General features: G+C 60.8%; 15 protein-coding genes. 12 read left to right on the top strand and 3 right to left on the bottom strand.

All coding sequences use genetic code 11. From position 1 onward, the window contains the following. Nucleotides 1–187: 187 nt before the first annotated feature. From JMJ95_RS10500 to JMJ95_RS10460, 9 genes are all read left to right on the top strand, one after another. Nucleotides 188–631: an Rrf2 family transcriptional regulator gene (locus JMJ95_RS10500; protein WP_290685124.1), complete on the top strand. Its 444-nt coding sequence runs from the start codon at nucleotides 188–190 to the stop codon at nucleotides 629–631. 24 nt (nucleotides 632–655) lie between these two features. Next, the gene (gene nifS / locus JMJ95_RS10495; protein ID WP_290685122.1) at nucleotides 656–1849 is read left to right on the top strand and encodes a cysteine desulfurase NifS; all 1194 of its coding nucleotides are present in this window, start codon (nucleotides 656–658) and stop codon (nucleotides 1847–1849) included. A 4-nt stretch (nucleotides 1850–1853) separates the two neighbouring features. Then, nucleotides 1854–2285: a Fe-S cluster assembly scaffold protein NifU gene (gene nifU, locus JMJ95_RS10490; protein ID WP_290685120.1), complete on the top strand. Its 432-nt coding sequence runs from the start codon at nucleotides 1854–1856 to the stop codon at nucleotides 2283–2285. Between the two features lie 3 nt (nucleotides 2286–2288). Then, nucleotides 2289–2867: a DNA-3-methyladenine glycosylase I gene (locus tag JMJ95_RS10485; RefSeq protein ID WP_290685119.1), complete on the top strand. Its 579-nt coding sequence runs from the start codon at nucleotides 2289–2291 to the stop codon at nucleotides 2865–2867. 618 nt (nucleotides 2868–3485) lie between these two features. After that, a complete protein-coding gene (locus tag JMJ95_RS10480) occupies nucleotides 3486–3821 on the top strand; it encodes a hypothetical protein (RefSeq protein ID WP_290685118.1) in 336 nt (111 codons plus the stop codon). Then, a complete protein-coding gene (locus tag JMJ95_RS10475) occupies nucleotides 3794–4096 on the top strand; it encodes a hypothetical protein (RefSeq protein ID WP_290685116.1) in 303 nt (100 codons plus the stop codon). Before JMJ95_RS10480 ends, JMJ95_RS10475 begins: the two co-directional genes overlap by 28 nt. A gap of 195 nt (nucleotides 4097–4291) precedes the next feature. Continuing rightward, nucleotides 4292–4567 (top strand): hypothetical protein, encoded by a 276-nt coding sequence (locus tag JMJ95_RS10470; protein ID WP_290685114.1) that lies wholly within the window; start codon nucleotides 4292–4294, stop codon nucleotides 4565–4567. A gap of 10 nt (nucleotides 4568–4577) precedes the next feature. Continuing rightward, nucleotides 4578–5048, top strand: a complete 471-nt coding sequence (gene msrB, locus JMJ95_RS10465) for a peptide-methionine (R)-S-oxide reductase MsrB (RefSeq protein ID WP_290685113.1) — start codon at nucleotides 4578–4580, stop codon at nucleotides 5046–5048. 40 nt (nucleotides 5049–5088) lie between these two features. Beyond that, entirely contained in the window at nucleotides 5089–5658 is a 570-nt protein-coding gene (locus tag JMJ95_RS10460; protein ID WP_290685112.1) for a carbonic anhydrase, read from the top strand. Here the strand turns inward: JMJ95_RS10460 and larE are convergent. Further along, nucleotides 5557–6468 carry an ATP-dependent sacrificial sulfur transferase LarE gene (gene larE / locus JMJ95_RS10455; RefSeq protein WP_290685111.1) on the bottom strand — a complete coding sequence of 304 codons (912 nt, stop codon included), beginning with the start codon at nucleotides 6466–6468 and terminating at the stop codon, nucleotides 5557–5559. The two genes, JMJ95_RS10460 and larE, sit on opposite strands and share 102 nt — an antisense overlap. Nucleotides 6469–6628: 160 nt before the next feature. On the opposite strand from larE, the gene mnmA reads away from it, so the two are divergent. The 3 genes from mnmA to JMJ95_RS10440 all read left to right on the top strand — a co-directional run bounded on the left by mnmA (nucleotide 6629) and on the right by JMJ95_RS10440 (nucleotide 9627). Further along, nucleotides 6629–7750: a tRNA 2-thiouridine(34) synthase MnmA gene (mnmA, locus tag JMJ95_RS10450; protein ID WP_290685109.1), complete on the top strand. Its 1122-nt coding sequence runs from the start codon at nucleotides 6629–6631 to the stop codon at nucleotides 7748–7750. Beyond that, nucleotides 7738–8574 (top strand): XdhC family protein, encoded by an 837-nt coding sequence (locus tag JMJ95_RS10445; RefSeq protein ID WP_290685108.1) that lies wholly within the window; start codon nucleotides 7738–7740, stop codon nucleotides 8572–8574. Before mnmA ends, JMJ95_RS10445 begins: the two co-directional genes overlap by 13 nt. 117 nt (nucleotides 8575–8691) lie before the next feature. Continuing rightward, entirely contained in the window at nucleotides 8692–9627 is a 936-nt protein-coding gene (locus tag JMJ95_RS10440; RefSeq protein WP_290685107.1) for a DnaJ C-terminal domain-containing protein, read from the top strand. On the opposite strand, the gene pbpC is transcribed toward JMJ95_RS10440, so the two are convergent. Both pbpC and JMJ95_RS10430 read right to left on the bottom strand, forming a co-directional pair. Continuing rightward, nucleotides 9611–11863: a penicillin-binding protein 1C gene (gene pbpC / locus JMJ95_RS10435; protein ID WP_290685105.1), complete on the bottom strand. Its 2253-nt coding sequence runs from the start codon at nucleotides 11861–11863 to the stop codon at nucleotides 9611–9613. The two genes, JMJ95_RS10440 and pbpC, sit on opposite strands and share 17 nt — an antisense overlap. Before the next feature lie 4 nt (nucleotides 11864–11867). Beyond that, on the bottom strand, nucleotides 11868–17216 hold the full coding sequence (locus tag JMJ95_RS10430; RefSeq protein ID WP_290685103.1) for an Ig-like domain-containing alpha-2-macroglobulin family protein: 5349 nt from the start codon (nucleotides 17214–17216) through the stop codon (nucleotides 11868–11870). Nucleotides 17217–17624: the final 408 nt, after the last annotated feature.

Raw genomic sequence — 17624 nt, 5'->3', positions numbered from 1 at the left:
GGGCCTCTCCGCAAGGAGCGCGGAGCGAGATCTCTTCGCCCCTGGGGAGGGCGAATTCACCGTATGCCCGGCGACGCTCCCTCTGCCTGAAAAATGAGCGGATTTAGGCGGGCCATATAAAGTTGACAAAAATAGTAGGATATAGTATATTCTCTCCGGAAGATACAGGCAGGGGATGTGATAGGAAATGAAACTCTCCACCAAGACGAGGTACGGCCTCAGGGCCCTTTTATACATGGCCGAACGGTACGACGGGGACCGGGCTGTCCCCGTGGGTGAAATCGCGAAGGAACAGCAGGTTTCGGAGAAATACCTTGAACAGCTTTTCATCAAGCTGCGGCGCAAGGACATCATTGCAAGCGTCCGGGGAGCCCAGGGAGGATACGTGCTCCGGAGGCATCCCACGGAGATAACTGTAGCCTCGGTGGTGGAGGCCCTCGAGGGTGACATCACCTTTGCGGACTGTCTCAGCGCGGTAGGATGCAGAAACAAAGGGTCCTGCGCAACCCACGATCTCTGGAGCAGGCTCAAGGACAGCATCGACGGAATTCTGGAAGACACCACCCTTTTTGATCTCGTAAAAAAACGCGGGAGCGGGGAAGACGACGCCCCCGGTGTAGCGAACGGCTGAAGCCGAAGAAAGGAGCAACCCGGAATGTCAAGGCAGGTTTATCTCGATTATGCCGCAACAACCTTTACAGCGCCCGAAGTGGTTTCCGCCATGGCACCCTATTTTACCGAATCCTTCGGTAACCCTTCGTCCATCTATTCCTTTTCCGAAAGGAACAGGAAGGCTATCGAAGCCGCCCGGCAGAAAGTAGCGGATGTTCTTGGAGCCTCGAAGGAAGAGATTTATTTTACCAGCGGGGGAACCGAGTCGGACAATTGGGCCCTGAAAGGCGTGGCGTGGAGAAACCGTTCAAAGGGCAACCATGTGATCACTACAAAGATTGAGCACCATGCCGTGCTCCACACGGCCCAGTTCCTCCAGGAAAACGGCTTTGACGTGACCTTTCTCGGCGTGGATGCCGAAGGGCGCATCAGCCTTGACGACCTGAAGAAGGCCGTGACGGACAAAACCGTTCTTGTGTCGGTGATGTTCGCCAACAACGAGATCGGAACCATGCAGCCGGTAGCGGAGATCGGTGCCTTCTGCAGGGAAAAGGGGATTTCGTTCCATACGGATGCGGTTCAGGCAGTGGCCCATGTGCCCATCGACGTGAAGGCCATGAACATCGATCTTCTGTCCCTTTCGGCCCATAAATTCTACGGACCCAAGGGCGTCGGGGCCCTCTATATACGGAAGGGTGTCAGGATTGACACCTTCATGCACGGCGGGGGACAGGAAAGAGGACGGCGGGCCACCACGGAGAACGTGCCCGGGATCGTAGGCCTGGGCGCCGCCATCGAGATGACGGCGGGCAGGATGGAAACAGCATCGGCACGGATCGGCAGGCTGAGGGACATGCTCGTGGAAGGCGTCATGAAGAGCATCCCCCACGCGAAACTGAACGGGGCGCCCTCCGGAGAGCGGCTTCCCAACAACGCCAACTTCAGCTTCATCGGCATTGAAGGGGAGACCCTTATCCTCGACCTGGACGGGGCGGGAATCTACGGGTCCACCGGCAGCGCCTGTTCCTCGGGATCCCTGGATCCCTCCCACGTGCTCATGGCCATCGGCCTGTCCCATGAACAGGCCCACGGTTCCCTCCGCCTCACCCTCGGCGAGGAAACCACGGAAGAAGATATACGGTATGTCCTCTCGACCCTTCCCGGGATCGTGAAGCATCGAAGGGAAATGTCTCCCCTCTGGGAGGACTACCTTAAGAGCAGAGAAGGAGGAAGGTGATTTCATGTACAGCGAAAAGGTGCTGGACCATTTTCAGAATCCCAGGAACGTGGGAGAGATAGAGAACCCTGACGGAGTCGGGCAGGCGGGGAACCCCAAGTGCGGCGACATCATGAAGATCTACCTGCGGGTGGAGAACGACGTCATTACTGACATCAAGTTCAAGACCTTCGGCTGCGCCTCGGCCATAGCCTCGTCGAGCATGGCCACGGAACTTGTGAAGGGCAAAACGGTGGAGGAGGCATGGAATCTCACCAACAAGGCGGTGGCCGAGGCTCTTGACGGACTTCCGCCTGTGAAGATGCACTGCTCCGTTCTCGCCGAGGAGGCCATCCACGCCGCCATAAACAACTACAGGAGGAACAGGGGCCTTCCCGTATGGGAAGAGGAGAGCCACGACGAACTGGTGGACCGCCACGCCCATCACCACGCCTGAGCCATGGCGGACGGTACGCTCGCCCGGTGTCCCTGGCCGGGTTCCGATCCCCTCTACGTGGCCTACCATGACGAGGAGTGGGGGACGCCTGTCCGCGACGACGGGAAGCTCTTCGAATTCCTTCTTCTTGAGGGAGCCCAGGCGGGGCTCTCCTGGATAACCATCCTCAGGAGACGGGAGGAGTACCGGCGGGCTTTCGACGGCTTCGCCCCGGAAAAAATCGCCCGGTACGACGAGGGAAAGATAGATGCCCTGCTTAAGGATTCCGGGATTATCCGGAACAGGAGAAAGATCGAGGGAGCTGTGAAAAATGCCAGGGCGTATCTCCGCCTTCGGGAGGCCAAGGGGTCCCTTTCATCCTTTCTTTGGGGATTCGTGGACGGAGAGCCGGTGGTCAACCGGTGGAAAAGCCTTGAGGAAATTCCGGCCGTCACTCCCTTGGCGGAGAACATCAGCAAAACCATGAAGCGGGAGGGGTTCGTGTTCTTCGGTCCCGTCATAGCATATGCCTATATGCAGGCCACAGGGCTTGTAAACGACCATCTCGTTTCCTGCTTCCGGCATCCGGACGCGGGACAGTAGAAATACAGGGGAGACCCGCATGTGGCGAGGTCTCCCCTTATTTCCTCTAGCGGAGGCCTTCAAAGGGGCCTCTCCACCGAATTTCAGACGGCGAAAAGGAGGCTGGTTCGGGAGCCTCCACCTTCCTCACTGCGGAAAAGCCTTCAAAAGGGCCCCTCCAACTGACTGAAAACATGCCGTTGAGGTGCCGGTCGTCCCGACGGTAAAACTCGCACTGTCCTTCCGTTTCCCTCATGCCAGTTTCCATCATGCCGGTGTGTTTCTTTTCCATTTTCTGCATCTCCCTTCCGAAATAAAAAAGATAATGACAGGCCGAAAACAAGCCACAAAAAACCGGGGACCCCTTTGAAAGCGGTCCCCGGTTCCGGTGTCTGGTGTACGGCTCAGGTGCCGAACCCACCGGAAGGGGGACCGCCAATAATGATAAGTACGAGGAGCAGAACAAGGGAAGACCGTGAAGCTCTCATTATGTATCCTCCTTTCCGGCGATATGCCTGTCTGAATATTGGAGGAGATGGTACCTTCTTTCTTGAGGGCTGTCAAGGCTGTTAATGACAGACTTTTCACTTCAATTCAATGCCGCGAAGCCGGAGTCCCGGAGCAGGCCGGCGACCTTTCTTGGCCTGCTCCGCGAACATCGGCTCGGCGCTGACGCTCATCGGCAATCCCCAGGACATGCTCATCGGCCAGTACCTCGGTCTTCCCTTCGGGGGATACCTGGTCTTTGCCGCCCTTGCCGACCGCCCTTTCGCTGCTCTTTCTCCAGGGCATCGTCCTCGTGCTCTTCCGGGGAAAATTTCTTCTTCCCAGGGCGGTGAAGGAGGAGCCGGAACGGCCCTTCAACGCATGGCAGACGGCGAAGGGAAGAACCCGTCCTCGGGACGGTGGTACTCCTTTTTCTCTTCACCTCCCTTCATCGGGATCTCGTGGCTCCCTCCCGGCTCTACGGGCTGACCACCGTCCTGTCAAACCCGGTGTCCAACGTGTCCGCGGTCATGCTTCTCCTGCCCCTGGTCCGGGACATTTCGGAGGCCGGGTATATTCTTGCGGTGTCACGCACTTTCGCAGGGAACCTGCTCATCGTGGGGAGCCTTGCCAATATCATTGTCGCAGGGAAAACGCCCGGCCGTCATGAAAGGGGCCGGCAGGCATCCGTAATGGGGCAGAAGGGGCGCCGTCCGGCGGCTATGGAAAAGACGGTCATTCCCCCATGGCCACATAAAACATGAGGTCACTGCTGTCCAAAATAAATCGAAATCAAAAAATAGCACCCTGAATTTCCAGGGCTTTGCGGAGCTGTTTGAGACAGATTTGGGAAAGAACCGCTTTTTCACCGATTTTCCATTTGCCCCATGATCTTTTTCCATCGATGGCGTAAAATAAGAATATATTTCCCGTAACCGGGGAGGGGAGGATATTTCTCAATGGAGCATGTATCCGCTATCATTACCCGTTTTATCCGTCAAAACATAGAAGAGAGAGGCTTGGTGCTGTATTTTACCGATGACGACAAGCTGCTTGCCATGGACGACCGGTTCGAAACCCATTTCAAATTCGACCTCATCTTTTCGGACAACGACTTCAGCTGCCAGGTCCTCGCGAGGGGAGAGAAGAGCCTGGAGGTCAGGCAGAGATTCAACATTTCCTGGACCAATGGGAAGGGCATCCGGGAATTCATGGACTATGTCCGGGCGTTGTAGGAGAGGGAGCATGACCGCCGTCCTGCTCATCCTGGCGGGGGTTTCCCTGCTGGTCCCGGTTCGGGCATGTCCTGCGGCCGTCCCCGACAGGGTGGAGAAGTCCGAGGAAGAATGGAAGGCTCTCCTCACCCCCGAACAGTTCCAGGTCACCCGGCTGAAAGGGACGGAACCTCCTTTTTCCGGGAAATACTTGGACTTTCATGAAAAGGGTATTTACGCCTGTGTCTGCTGCGGCGCGGAGCTCTTTTCCTCCAGGGACAAATTCGATTCCGGTTCGGGCTGGCCCAGTTTTACCGCCGCCCTGGAACACGCCCCCATAACGGAAAAAAGGGACTTTTCCTACGGCATGATCCGTACCGAAGTCCTGTGTGCCCGCTGCGACGCCCACCTGGGGCACCTTTTCAGCGACGGGCCGCCTCCCACGGGGATGCGGTACTGCATCAACTCCGCCTCCCTCCTGTTTCATCCAGAACCCAGGTAAGGGATACAACTTTATTTCGAGAAAGGTCGCTGTTATCTTTATGGACACTCTTCTTCAGGGATACAGTCGGTTCCGGGCGCGGGCCGACAGAAACGCGTACCGCGCCCTCTGCTCCGGGCAGGCTCCCCATTCTCTCGTCATCACGTGCTCCGACAGCAGAATAATTCCGGAGGATATTTTCGACGCCCGGCCAGGGGAGCTCTTCGTTCTCAGGAACGTGGGCAATCTTGCCAGGACAGATGAACCGTCCGTGGCGGCCGCCCTCGACTATGCTCTGCTGCACCTGGGAGTGAAAAACGTGGTGGTGCTTGCCCATGCGGACTGCTGTGCCGTCAAGGCAAGCCGCAACCCGGAGCACCTGGACACGGAAGGGCTCCGGCTCTGGCTCGGAGAGGAACATTACGACGGGACGGACGCGGAGGAAGCCGCCAAAGAGACAGGCGTGAGGCAGCTCGACCGGGTTCGGAAATACCCTCTCTTCAGGAAGCTCGAGGGGGAAGGAAAGACGTCAGCGTCCCTGTGTTTCTTCAATATCGGAACGTGCAGCCTTGAAATCTACCTCAACGGCCAGTGGGTCACTCCCGGAACGGTTTCGGCGATCTGCAAGTAGCTCGTTCATGCTGCCCATGCGGTAGCCGGCGAGATCCAGGGTAACCCAGGCAAATCCGAGGGCGGCGAGGGATGCGGCAATCCGGGCCGCCCTTTTCGGTTCGGCGAGCAGGTGAAGGACCTGAGGCGCAGCCTCTATCCTGGCGAGGGCACCGTGATGGCGTACCCTCACCTGGACATTTGGGGGGCAGCAGGACCGGACGATTTCCTCAGCCTGTTCGACCTGGCGGAGATTTTCCGCGGTGATGGGGGTACCGTAGGCTATCCTGCTCGCAAGGCATGCCGCTGCGGGTTTCTCCCAGGACGGAAGGCCCCATTCCCTGGAAAGTTCTCGTATGTCCGCCTTGGAAAATCCCGCCTCAAGAAGAGGACTTCTCACCCTGTCGATTTCGTCCACAGCCCTCATCCCGGGCCGGTAATCCCGCAGGTCGTCGGTATTCGATCCCTCGATCACCCAGAAAATGTCCTGTTCACCGGCCCAGCGGCAGAGCAGCTCGAAACGGTATTTCTTGCAGTGGTAGCATCGTTCGCCGTCGTTTCGGACAAACTCGGGGCGCTCCAGTTCCGAGATGGGCAGCACCACGTGCCGTATGCCGAGACGGGCTGCGAACCGCTCGGCGTCCTTCAGCTCCCATGCGGGAAGGGTGGGCGAGGCGGCAGTGACCGCCACGGCATTGTTCCCCAGGACCTTTGCTGCGGCGGCGGCGAGGAGCGTGCTGTCAGCCCCTCCCGAAAAAGCGACGGCGGCTTTCCCCAGTTCCCGCAGAAGGGCCGTCAGGCGCTCCGTTCTCTGTTCTACAGAAGTGTTCATGGTTTTTCTCCTCCCGAATTCGATGCCCGTCCTCCAGGAATGGGCCCGGTTCCGATGCCCTTCCCCTGCGAGGGGGCGGAGAGTTTCCCTTGTAGGGTTTCCCGCTTTTCCCTATACTACACGAGAAAGGAATTCAATCCAATCAATCCCGGAGGAAAAAATGAACATACGCCCTTCAACAGGCTTTTCATCCCCTTCGCCGTCCTTCGGCCCCCGGTCGGTGGTGGTTTTGATGAGCGGCGGCGTGGACAGCTCCGTCACGGCGTGGCTCCTGAAAAGGGAGGGATGGCACGTGGTGGGGCTTACCATGAGAATACCAGGTCAGGACGGCCCGTCCTCCCGGTCTTGCTGTGGCCGCGACGCCGCCGCGGTGGCCCTTTCCCTTTCCATTCCCCACTACGTGGCCGACCTTGAGGATGAATTTCGGGAATCGGTCATCTCCCCCTTCGTGGAAAGCTATCTGGCGGGCGAAACCCCCAACCCCTGCGCCGACTGCAACGCCGTCCTGAAGTTCGGACGCCTCTGGGATGCCGTGGAAGACGCCTTCGGTCCCGTCTCTCTCGCCACGGGCCATTACGCCAGGGTTCTCCGTTCCGGGGAGGGATGGGCCCTCGCCAGGGGAGCGTATGTATCGAAAGACCAGAGTTACTTCCTCTACGGAATCAGGAGGAAACGACTTCCGAAACTTTTCCTCCCCCTTGGGGACAGGAGCAAGGAAGAGGTCAGGGAGCTTGCCCGGGAGGCGAAGATTGCCGTGGCGGAAAAAAAGGAAAGCATGGAGATTTGTTTCGCCGGTGAGGGCGACTACCGGCACATAATAGGTGACCGGTCCTTCCGGCCCGGGCTCATCGTGGACGAGAACGGCGTCCCCCTGGGCGCCCACGACGGAGTGTCCAACTTCACCGTAGGGCAGAGAAAGGGACTCGGCATCGCCTCTCGGCAAGGGCTGTACGTGCTCGGAATCGACGGCGAAAAGAACCTGGTGGTTGTGGGTCCCAGGGAGCGGGCTTTCCGCAGGATGGTCAGGGCGGAGGATACGAACGTCCTTCTTCCGGACCTGCTTGTTCCCGGCGCGGCCCTTTTCGGGAAGACCAGGTCAAGGGGGGAGCCTCAGCCTCTCACCGTTCTGGAATGCGAAGGGGGCGAACTCCTTGTCCGGTTTGCGGAGCCTCATTTCGCCCCGGCTCCCGGGCAGCGGCTCGTGGTGTACGATAAGGACGGACGGGTGACAGGCGGAGGCGTCATCCGCCGCCGGAAGGAGGAAGTAGAATGGACAGCGTGATTTCCAGGCGTCTTGCCGGTCTCTACGAAGAAGGACAGGCGGCGGTCCTTTGTATGGTGGTGGAGGAATCGGGTTCCACACCAAGGAGCATCGGATCGTCCATGCTCGTATTTTCCGATGGGGCCATCGAAGGAACCGTCGGCGGAGGCATCACGGAGCACCGGGTGATCGAAAAGGCCATGGAACTCCTGAGAAAAGGCACCGGATCCCTGATGTACAGAGAAACCCTGACCGCCACGGAGGCGGCTCTCGAAGGCGCGGCCTGCGGCGGATCCATGGGGGTCTACCTCGAGGTGGTCGGCCGGCGGAGAGAGCTTGTGATCTTCGGCGGCGGGCACGTAGGAAAGGCCGTCGCCAGGCTCGGAGACATGACCGGGTTTGCCGTTACCGTCTGGGACGAGCGGGAGGAGTTCGCAAACCCTGAACACATTCCCTGGGGAAAAACCCTCTGCTGTTCCCTGGAGGAACTGCCCGGCAGGATGCCCCGGTTTCACGGGGACACCTATGCGGTCATCGTGACCAGGGGCCATGCCCTGGATGCCGAAGTGGTGAAACTCCTTGAGGGCAGGGAGGCGGCCTACATGGGCATGATAGGGTCGCGCCGGAAGATCGCCTTCGTTCGGGAGCGCCTTCTCGGCCAGGGGGTCTCCCCGGAATTCCTGGACGGAATTTACCAGCCCGTGGGACTCCCCATCGGGGCTGAGACCCCCGAGGAGATCGCCGTCTCCGTCCTGGCGGAAATCGTGGCTGTGGCGAGAGGAGCGGATGTGCAGGCCCTTCGGAATGCTGTGAAAGTGAAAAATGGAAAAAATCAGAGCAAATAAAAGATAGAAGCGGAAAACAAGCCTTTATTCCCCTCCGGTGTGTTTGAGATGACGGCAGAAAAGGGTAGAATATAAAGGTCAGCATTGGTTAGATTTTTTAGGAAAGCAGGTGGGAACATGGCCGTCTCGTACAAGGACTACTACGAAATACTCGGCGTCAGCAGGACGGCTTCCCAGGAGGAAATACGGAAGGCCTTCAGGAAGCTGGCGAAGGAATACCATCCCGATGTCAACAGGGATGCCGGCTCCGGGGAGAAATACAGGGAGATCAACGAAGCCTACGAGGTCCTGAGGGACCCGGAAAAGCGAAAGAAATACGACACCCTGGGCGCAAACTGGAGCTCGGGGCAGGATTTCACTCCTCCTCCGGGATGGGGCGGCGGGGTGCATATGGATTTCGGCGGGGATGCCGGCGGCTTCAGCGATTTTTTCCGCACCATCTTCGGCGGGTTTTCGGGAGGAGACCGTTCCGCCTCCATGGAGGGCATGTTCTTCGGCGGCGGAGCAGGCAGAGGAGGGGACCAGGAGATGGTTCTCGAGCTTTCCCTGGAGGAAGTGCTGAAGGGCGGCACGAAGACGCTCTCCTTCGAAAGGGCCGAGCCCGGGCCGGACGGAAGGCTGCGGAAAGCCAGGAAAACGATGAAAGTAAACCTTCCCGCGGGAGTGACGGACGGATCCAGGATTCGCCTGAAGGGACAGGGCAGCGGAGGCGGGGATCTCTTTCTTCTCATCAGGATAGCTCCCCATCCCCGGTTCACCGTGGAGGGGTACAACATCTCCACCACCCTGAAGGTGTCCCCCTGGGAGGCGGCCCTCGGGGCGAGCCTTCCCGTGGAGACGCCCTCAGGTTCTGTCATCGTGAAGCTTCCCGGCGGTACTCAGGCCGGGAAAAAGCTCCGTATCAAGGGGAAAGGGCTTCCGAGGAGGAAAGGCGCCCTTCCGGGCGACCTTCTCGTCAGGGTGGAGATCGTTATCCCGGAGAAGCTGACGGACAGGGAGCGGGAGCTGCTGGAAGCTCTGGCGAGGGAATCCCGGTTCAATCCACGGGTGTAAGAAGAAGGGGTGAAGGGCCGGGGCGCTGCTCCGGCCCTTTTTCAATGGCCTCGACAATTACCCACGAGGATGCCGTTCTGCCCCGGGAATCCACCAGGGATACGGTGTGGCGCCCCTTTCTGAGCCTCCAGAACAGGGGGATGCTTCCTTCCTGCCTGCCTGCGAAGGTGCCTCCCACGAACCAGTACACCGGCGGGACAGCTCCCTCTGCCTTCAAAGCCGTTTTCTGCTCCCCTCCGAGGGGAGTGAGGAAATAGCGGGACCCCGGAAGAGGGGAGACGATGGATACGGTCCTTCCCGTTTCGAATTCCAGCGAGCGGCGAAGAGCAAACTCCTCGAGTTCCGCCGGCCAGCGCTCCGCCGGTGAGCCGTTCCGGATTACGTGCAGGGTGCACGGTGTGGTGGACGAAATGCCGGCAATGGCGTATTCAGTCCGGGTTGAGGGGCAAACGGGAGACGGAGGGGCCCCGGACAGGGTGCAGACGGTGCGGGATTCCACTCCGGGGGGCGGTTCGTACCAATCTGTTGCGGGAAGGGCCCTGAGAATCTCGACGATGGCCGGCGCCGCGGCGGAGAGCCCCACGAGTTCAGGGTGGGATCCCCCCGACGGGTCGCCCATCCAGACCACCACCGTGTGCCGGGGATTGTAGGCCGCCGTCCAGGCATCCCGGTACCCGTAGGATGTGCCCGTCTTGAAGGCGAACCAGTCCCTCCGGCTCTCTATTCGCCTGCCGTGGACGGGGAGCAGCCGCCCAGTGTCCTTCAGGATGTCTGCCACGAGAAAGGGAGCTGCCTCCGGAAGGATTCTTCTCTCGGGGAGACCTTCTCCGGCCAGAAAGCGGGGCTGCCGGCGTATGCCGAGGGTGGCGAGGACACCATAGGCCTCCGCCATCTGGAGGAGAGTGACTTCGCACCCGCCGAGGATGAGGGAGTCTCCGTAATGGCCGGTGGGGTGGACCAGGGAGCGGAAACCGGCGTTCCGCAGCAGGTCGAGCACCAGTTCAGGCCCCGCCGCCCGGAGCACCCTCACAGCGGGGACGTTGAGTGAATCGGCCAGGGCGGTCCGTGCCGTGACGGGGCCCCGGTAGGTCAGGTCGAAATTTCTCGGGGCCTGGCCGGAGAAGGCGAGGGGAGTGTCCGCCAGGAGGCTTGACGGGGTGAGAATACCCCGGTCGAAGGCGGCGAGATAAGCGAAGGGTTTCAGGGCCGATCCCGGGGACCTGGGGCTCCCGGCGCAGTCGACCCAGCTTCCCGGCAGACCGCTCCCAAGCCTTCCGTTTCCCAAGTAGGCAAGGATGTCCCCCGTGTCGTTGTCCATGATGATGCCGGCCGCGGTCACTTCAGGCGGCATGGAAGAAAGGGCGGAGGCGAGGGTTCTCTCCAGGAGGGCCTGCACCGAAGAATCCAGGGTGGTCCGGATCGTTCCGCCCTCCTTCCTATCCCCCAGGGCGGCAAGGGCAAAATGCCACGCCTTCGCCGGGAGATTCCCTTTCGACGGAAGCAGCTTTTCCGCCAGGGCGTGGGTGAGCTGGTCCTGAGTGATCACCCCCCTGTCGGCAAGGGAAGTGAGGATAGCGTTCCTGCGTCCGATGGCCGCTTCCGGATTGCGATCCGGCCTGTAGACTGAGGGGCCCCTGAGCATGCCCACGAGCAGGGCGGCCTCGGCGAGGGAGACTTCCGCGGCGGATTTGGAAAAATAGATCCTGGCCGCCGCCTCCACCCCTCGGATGTTGCCGCCGAAGGGAGCCCGGTTCAGGTACAGTTCGAGAATGCGGTCCTTGGAAAAATGCCGTTCTGTCTTCACCGCGGCGGTGAACTCGAGAATTTTCGTTTTCACGGTCCTCTGCCGGGGTTCTGAAAGGCGCACGAGCTGGCTGGTGATGGTGGAAGCGCCGGAGACCACCCGGCGGGCCCGGGCATTCTGAATGGTAGCCCGGAGCAGGGCGGTCCAGTCTATTCCGCTGTGTTCCCGGAAGCGGCGGTCCTCCACCTCCACGGCCACGAGGGGCAGCCATTTCCCCATGGTGTCGAGGGGAACAGGGATGGACCATTCCGAATCCCCGGAGAGAAAAACGGCGAAGACTCCGCCCTTTCCATCGAGCAGCACGGGCGAGGTCGGCCACCGGGTTATTGTGTCCTCCGAATAGGGAAGGGATGCCAGGAAGAAAAAGGCTCCTCCCGCCAGAACCACCGTCAGTACGATGGCCCGAAGGAGGAGGCGGAAGGAGCCTCTCATGGCGTCAGCGGATTTCCACCGTACCGGCGGCGGTCACTGCACCGGTGTCGGGAGCGTACATTCCCTCCGCAGCCAGGGGCGGAAGGGTGAAGGTCCCCCTGCTGACGGCTCTGACGAGGTACCTGTACTGGAGGGGCTTGTCCAGATAGTCGATGAAGAGAAGCATCCGGTCGTCCCGCATCTCCGCCCTGACACCGTAGGTCCTGTTCGGGGACGGCGGCAGTTCCGCTCCTCCGGAAAGGCGCAGGTTCTCTATCTCCATCCCTCCCGGGAGCATGTCGATGACCACAAGATCCCTCAGGGGAGCCGACGGGGTGATGGTAAGGGTGACCTCGATGCTGTCGCCCCGCTCCACCGGGGTTCCCTTGGGAAGGGGGGTTCCTTTCCTGTCAGTCCATGTCCGGCTCACAGTGACTCCCCGCGAGCCGGGAACCGGAGCCTTTTCCGGCACTCCGGCGGCGGCCCAGGCGTAATAGGCGGTTCCATCTCCCGTCAGTTCGAGGGAGAGCGGTCCTTCGGGGAGATCATTCAGGAGGAGGGACATCCTCTTCCCGTCGGAGAAAGAGGCGACCCGGGCTCCCGACTGATCCCTGAGGACCGCCGTGAAGGGTTTCCCGGCTTCCTTCGTCCGCTCGATCCACCGCCCCAGGGCGAGGACGCTCATGGCGTTGTCCTGGGTGGTGCCCCACGCTTTTTTTCTCGCCTCGCTGATGAGCTTTCCGGCAAGTTCGGCCGCGGGGGCGGACAGGGGATCCACCTCCGTCCACATGAGCAGTTTCAGGGCATCGGTCCTGGAGACCGATTCCAGGGTGGAGATGTCCCCCTCCCGGAGGGAGGGTGCCGAAGTTCCCAGATCCTTCAAAGGTTCGGATGTTTTCGACGAGAGAGCGTAGGCGCCGGCGAGGAACACCGTCCCCGATTCCCTGAGCAGGTTTTTGTGTTCGCTGATGTGGGCCATCCACCCAAGGGGAGGTTCTCCCGCAAGGGCAAGGACATAGGAAGCATAGGCCTTCAGCGTCATGTTTTCCCTCATTCGCCATTCGCTTTCATCGTCCGGCATCAGGGGCAGAAGGGCCCTGACGTAGGAGAGGGCCCCGCCGACAAGGTCTTCAGGGACCGGAATTCCGCTCTTTTGCGCCTCCACGAGGAAGTGGGCAGTGTAGACGGATCCCCATGGGTAGGCCGAGGAGCTTCCCGGCCATGAGGCGAAGGCGCCGTGGTAGAGCTGCATGGCGCCGATCTGCCGTATTCTGAGAGCCAGGGCGGCGTCAAGTTCGTCCCTGTTCACCAGGGCGGGATCGATGTCGGCGGCCAGTTCCGGTAGGACGAGAAGGGGCCATGCACCGGAAACGGTCTGTTCCAGGCATCCGTAGGGATAGGTCATGAGGAATACGGAGGGGCCCAGGAGATCCAGCTCCGGGAGGTCGGAAAGGACCAGGCGCCCTTCCTCCGTTCCGCTGAACCATGCCCTGGGGATGGCGATCTCTCCGCTCTCGCCTCCCATGACGACTCCCGACCCGGAAAGGGCGATCCTCGGGAAAGCGGGGCGTACGGGGAGATCGAGCTCCTGGGTGAAGGTGCCTCCCTCCCACTCGGTGACCACCGAGAGAGAGGCCATTCCCGCCTCGGGCCCCGCGGTGAACCGGGCGGTGAAGAGGGCTTCATCCCCGTCCTTTTTCAGATCGGCGATGAACTCCCTTTTGCCGTTGACGGAGAGAGGACCTTCCGCGGCGATCTTCACCGTGGCTCTCCGTTCTCCGGAAGCCCCTGAAAAGATCTTCAGGGGCGCGAAGAAGTTGTCGCCGGGCGAGACTGCTCTCGGCAGGGACAGTTCCGCGGTGATCTCCCGCGCCATGACGATGCGGGTCTCCGCCATGCCGAAAGCGTCTCCGGATGCGGCCACGGCCATGAGCCGGCCCTTGCCGCTGAACTCGGGCAGATCAAGCTCCGCTTCGAAAGCGCCCCGGTCGTCGGTGGTGATGTTACCGGCGAAAACGGACAGGAGCAGGAACGACCGGGCTGAAAGGGGCGACAGACCGGCCCTGAGGGCGGCCACGGCATCTTCCCCCGCGCCTCCGCCGGGCTTCAGGAGAGGCGTTTCCCTGGATTCCAGGGGAAGGAGCAGGTCGTACATGTCATGGACCGAAAGGCCGAGAGCCCGCTTGGCCATGAAGTGTTTCCAGGGATCGGGGGTGGCGAAGCCGGTGAGGGAGAGGATACCCTCGTCCACGAAGAACAGGGAGACTTCGCCTTTTCTCGGGATGCCGGCCCCGTCCTCCAGAGTTCCGGTGACCTTCACCTTTTCGCCAGGAAGGACGCGGTCCGGAGCCTGAAGAAAGACGGAGAGCTTTTTCTCCGGCCGCTCCACGGGAACGGGGAGGGTTCCCAGTGCCCTGTGGCTGCCCCACGTTTCGCCCTCCTTGACGGGCCGGATGACCCACGCGGTGATGTAAGCGTTGGGTATCATCTCGTCTGACAGGGGGATGTCAAGGGTGATCTCCCCCTTGTCGAAGGGGATGACCTTCCGGAAAAGCTCCCTGTCGGTGTCCACCGTCACGAGGAGGTTGCCTGCGAAGGGGCTCCGGAAGGAGACGGAGGCCGTTTCACCGGGAGCGTACTTTTCCTTGTCGGTCCTGATGAGGACCCTGTCGATAAGGGAAGAGCCCGCCGTCTCAGCCGTTCCGTAGGGAGCCCAGGCGTACATCCGGGTGGAAGCCGTGCTTCCGGAGGTCTCGTCCGAAAAATGGACCACGTACTCTCCCCAGCTTTTCGGGGTGAAGGAGAAGATGCCTATACCATCCTTCAGGACGACCGTTCCTTTCGACTGGGGGATAAGTTCTGTCTGGACCTGCATCCTGGTCTGGTTGTCCATCCTCACCAGGTTGTAATGGCGCTGCACGAGGAAGAGGGTTCCCACCACTCTCTCGAGGTTGGCGGGGGCTCCCTCCGGGGTTACCGCCGCCAACCTGACGGATGTCTCCTTGCCGGGAACTGCGTCTCCGGAAGGTTTTTCGATGCCGAGGTAGACAGGGTAGGGGTGGAAGGGAATGGAAAGGGAGGTGGAGACCCACCGGCCGCTTTCCTCCATGACCCTCAGGAGGAAGAGGAGGTTCACCGAGGCCGGAGGCGACCAGCCTTCCGGAGCCTCGAAGGACACCCTTCCCTTTCCCGTCTCGTCGAGGGTTCCGTTACCGACGAACTCGGCGAAGGGTTCGAACTTCTTCTCCGTGTCGCCGAAGGAGAAGGCTTCCCATCCTTCTGGCCGGAAGGGTGCGGACGAGGCCCGGACTTCCGCTTCGAAAGGAAGGGCCGCCGCCGATGCGCCGAAGAGATAGGAGGATACGATTTCCACGCCCGCTGTCTCTCCCGGGAGAAGGTATTTCGTTTCGGACGCTGCCTTCACCTCGAGGCGGGGAGCGACGAAATCTTCCACGAAAAACGATGTGCGGCCGAGGGGGTTCTTTTCGTCGCCGGGAAGGGACACTTCCGCGCTATAGTTCCCTGTGGGCGATCCCGGGGCCAGGGCCGCATGGAAGGAGGCCATTCCCTCGGGGGAAAGCAGAGCCGTTCCCCGGGCGACTTCCCGCCCGAGGGACGAGCGTACCACGTAGAGTACGGGGAAGGGGTCGGGAGGCATCCTGCGGGCATCCCGGACGATGGTTGAAAAATCCACCCGTTCTCCGGGCCGGAAGACTCCTCTCGGAGTGAATACCATGGCGTCGTACCCGGTGCTCCAGGACCGGCCGCCGGTGTCGAACCCACCGTCGGCGAGGAGGTTGGTATCCAGCTTCAGGAAGGAGAGGTCGTCCCCCTTTTCCACGGTGACGATGGCGGGGACGAGCTGGGGATCCCAGGGGTCCTTCCCGCTCCAGGACCAGATGCCGACACCGTCGGTGGACCCGGAGGCGATCAGCTGGTTGCTCTTTGAATACACCTTGACGGAAGCATTGTCCACGGGCTTCATTCCGAGAATGGTGTTCACCCAGACGGTGATTCCCGCCGAGGCGACCCTCGCCGTGATGCCGAGGTCGGTCACGGCCACGAGCTGTTCTGCCTCGCCCCAGTATTCGCCGGAGACGTCTGAAGCTGTGAGAAGGAAGACACCCTTGGATTCACCGGCGAGCTCCCTCAGGTCGATGGCCCTGCGGACGGGCGTGTTCAGCGCTCCTTCAGGCCGGGCATTCTTCGTGACGATTCTCCTCGTGAGGTCCCGGGGAACGGAATACCCCTGCATGGTCATGGCCAGGGGGATGTTGTTCTCGTACACCCTCCAGAGGCTCAGGCTGATTTCCTCGATATTCACCGTTTCTATGGGGACTCTCAGGTCGCCGGCGGGAGAGAGAAAGGTGCCGGCGGCGGGGAAGAGAAGCACCGGGTACATGTCGGGGAAGATGACCGCCTTCGTGTAGTCGGCTTCGAGTTTCGGGCCGTCCCTGGAAGGAAGCCCCTTTTTCAGGGTCACTTCGAAGCGCTGTCTGGGCTTGAAGTCTCCCAGGATGGTGAAGCCGTTGTATTCCGGTTCCACTGTGAAGGGGACCTTCGGGGAAAGCTCCACGAACCGGGCCGCCGAGGCCATGTCCGCACCGATGGAGGTGTTGATGGTGATGCCGCTCTGTTCGGGATAGTTGCTGGAAGCGTAGGCTCCCCGTATTTCCATCTTCCGGGTGACCATGACTTCCTGCCGGACATCCTTCTCTATTCCGAGGGGGCCGGCATCGCTGGTCATTCCGGCGGCCAGGATCACGTGGAGTTTCCGCTCGCTGAAGGGGCCGGTGAAGACCTGGATGCGGGATGACGGGGCGTTGCCGGAGAAAAAATACTCCACAGCCTGATTTTTGTCGTTGACCAGAACAAGGTATCCCCGGAGCCTGAAGGGCGATACGGGAAGGTTGAAGGTCAGTTCGAGAACGGCGTTGCCGTTTTCGGTGAAGTCCACCTGCTGGACCCGTAAAAGCTTGAGGGATTCTGTGGAGAATTCCCAGCTCTGCCTGCCGACGAGCCTGCGTCCCGACGTGTCCCTGAGATCATCCCTGAGGGTGGCCCGGAAGAGCGTGGCGGAAGGAAGGTTTGCCAGGGGAGTGAAGACGAAGGTTTTGGCATCGGTCCATTTCCCTTCTCCCCGAATGGAAGGGGAAAAAACCACTGGATGCCGGTCCGCCGGGAGGGTCTTGCCGATCAGGTTTTTCGGGACCGCCGGCTGGGAAAACACGATCTTGACGGGGGGTCTCCCCTTGACCGTCCCCGAAGGGGAGAACGAAAGGACAGAGAACTCGTCCGCCGGAGCTCCTTCGGAGAGTCCGGTTCCCCCCGCGAGAAAAAACAGCGCCATGAACACCAGGACCAGTCTTCTCATGCATATCCTCCTCTTCCGCTGTGTTTCGGCATATTGATCTTTTGTCAAAGGGGCGCAGGAATCCTAAATCCGCAGGCGGCGGGGAGCACCGGCGACGCTCCCCGCCGCCTGCGGATTTAAGGGACCATCTGTATTATACCCCTTTTCCCCAGGGGGATGCCTCACCCTGAAACCACCTCAAATCCGCAGCTTTTCCCGGCAGAGGAAGTTTCTTCCAGCCACCGGCTGAATCCGCACCCCAGAGGGAGCGCCGGCGACGCTCCCTCTGGGGTGCGGATTTGGAACCACCCGTTCGGGTGGTCTTGAAAGGTGGTAGGACGGCTCTTTCCGCTTACGGGACGAAGGACGGCATACAGGGGGAGAAAAAACGTTTTTCTCCCCAAAAAATTCGTTTCCCCTCTTGCATAA

Origin of the sequence: Aminivibrio sp. (assembly GCF_016756745.1) — a bacterium.
Classification (GTDB): Bacteria; Synergistota; Synergistia; order Synergistales; family Aminobacteriaceae; genus Aminivibrio.
This window is presented reverse-complemented; position numbering and strand designations above follow the sequence as displayed.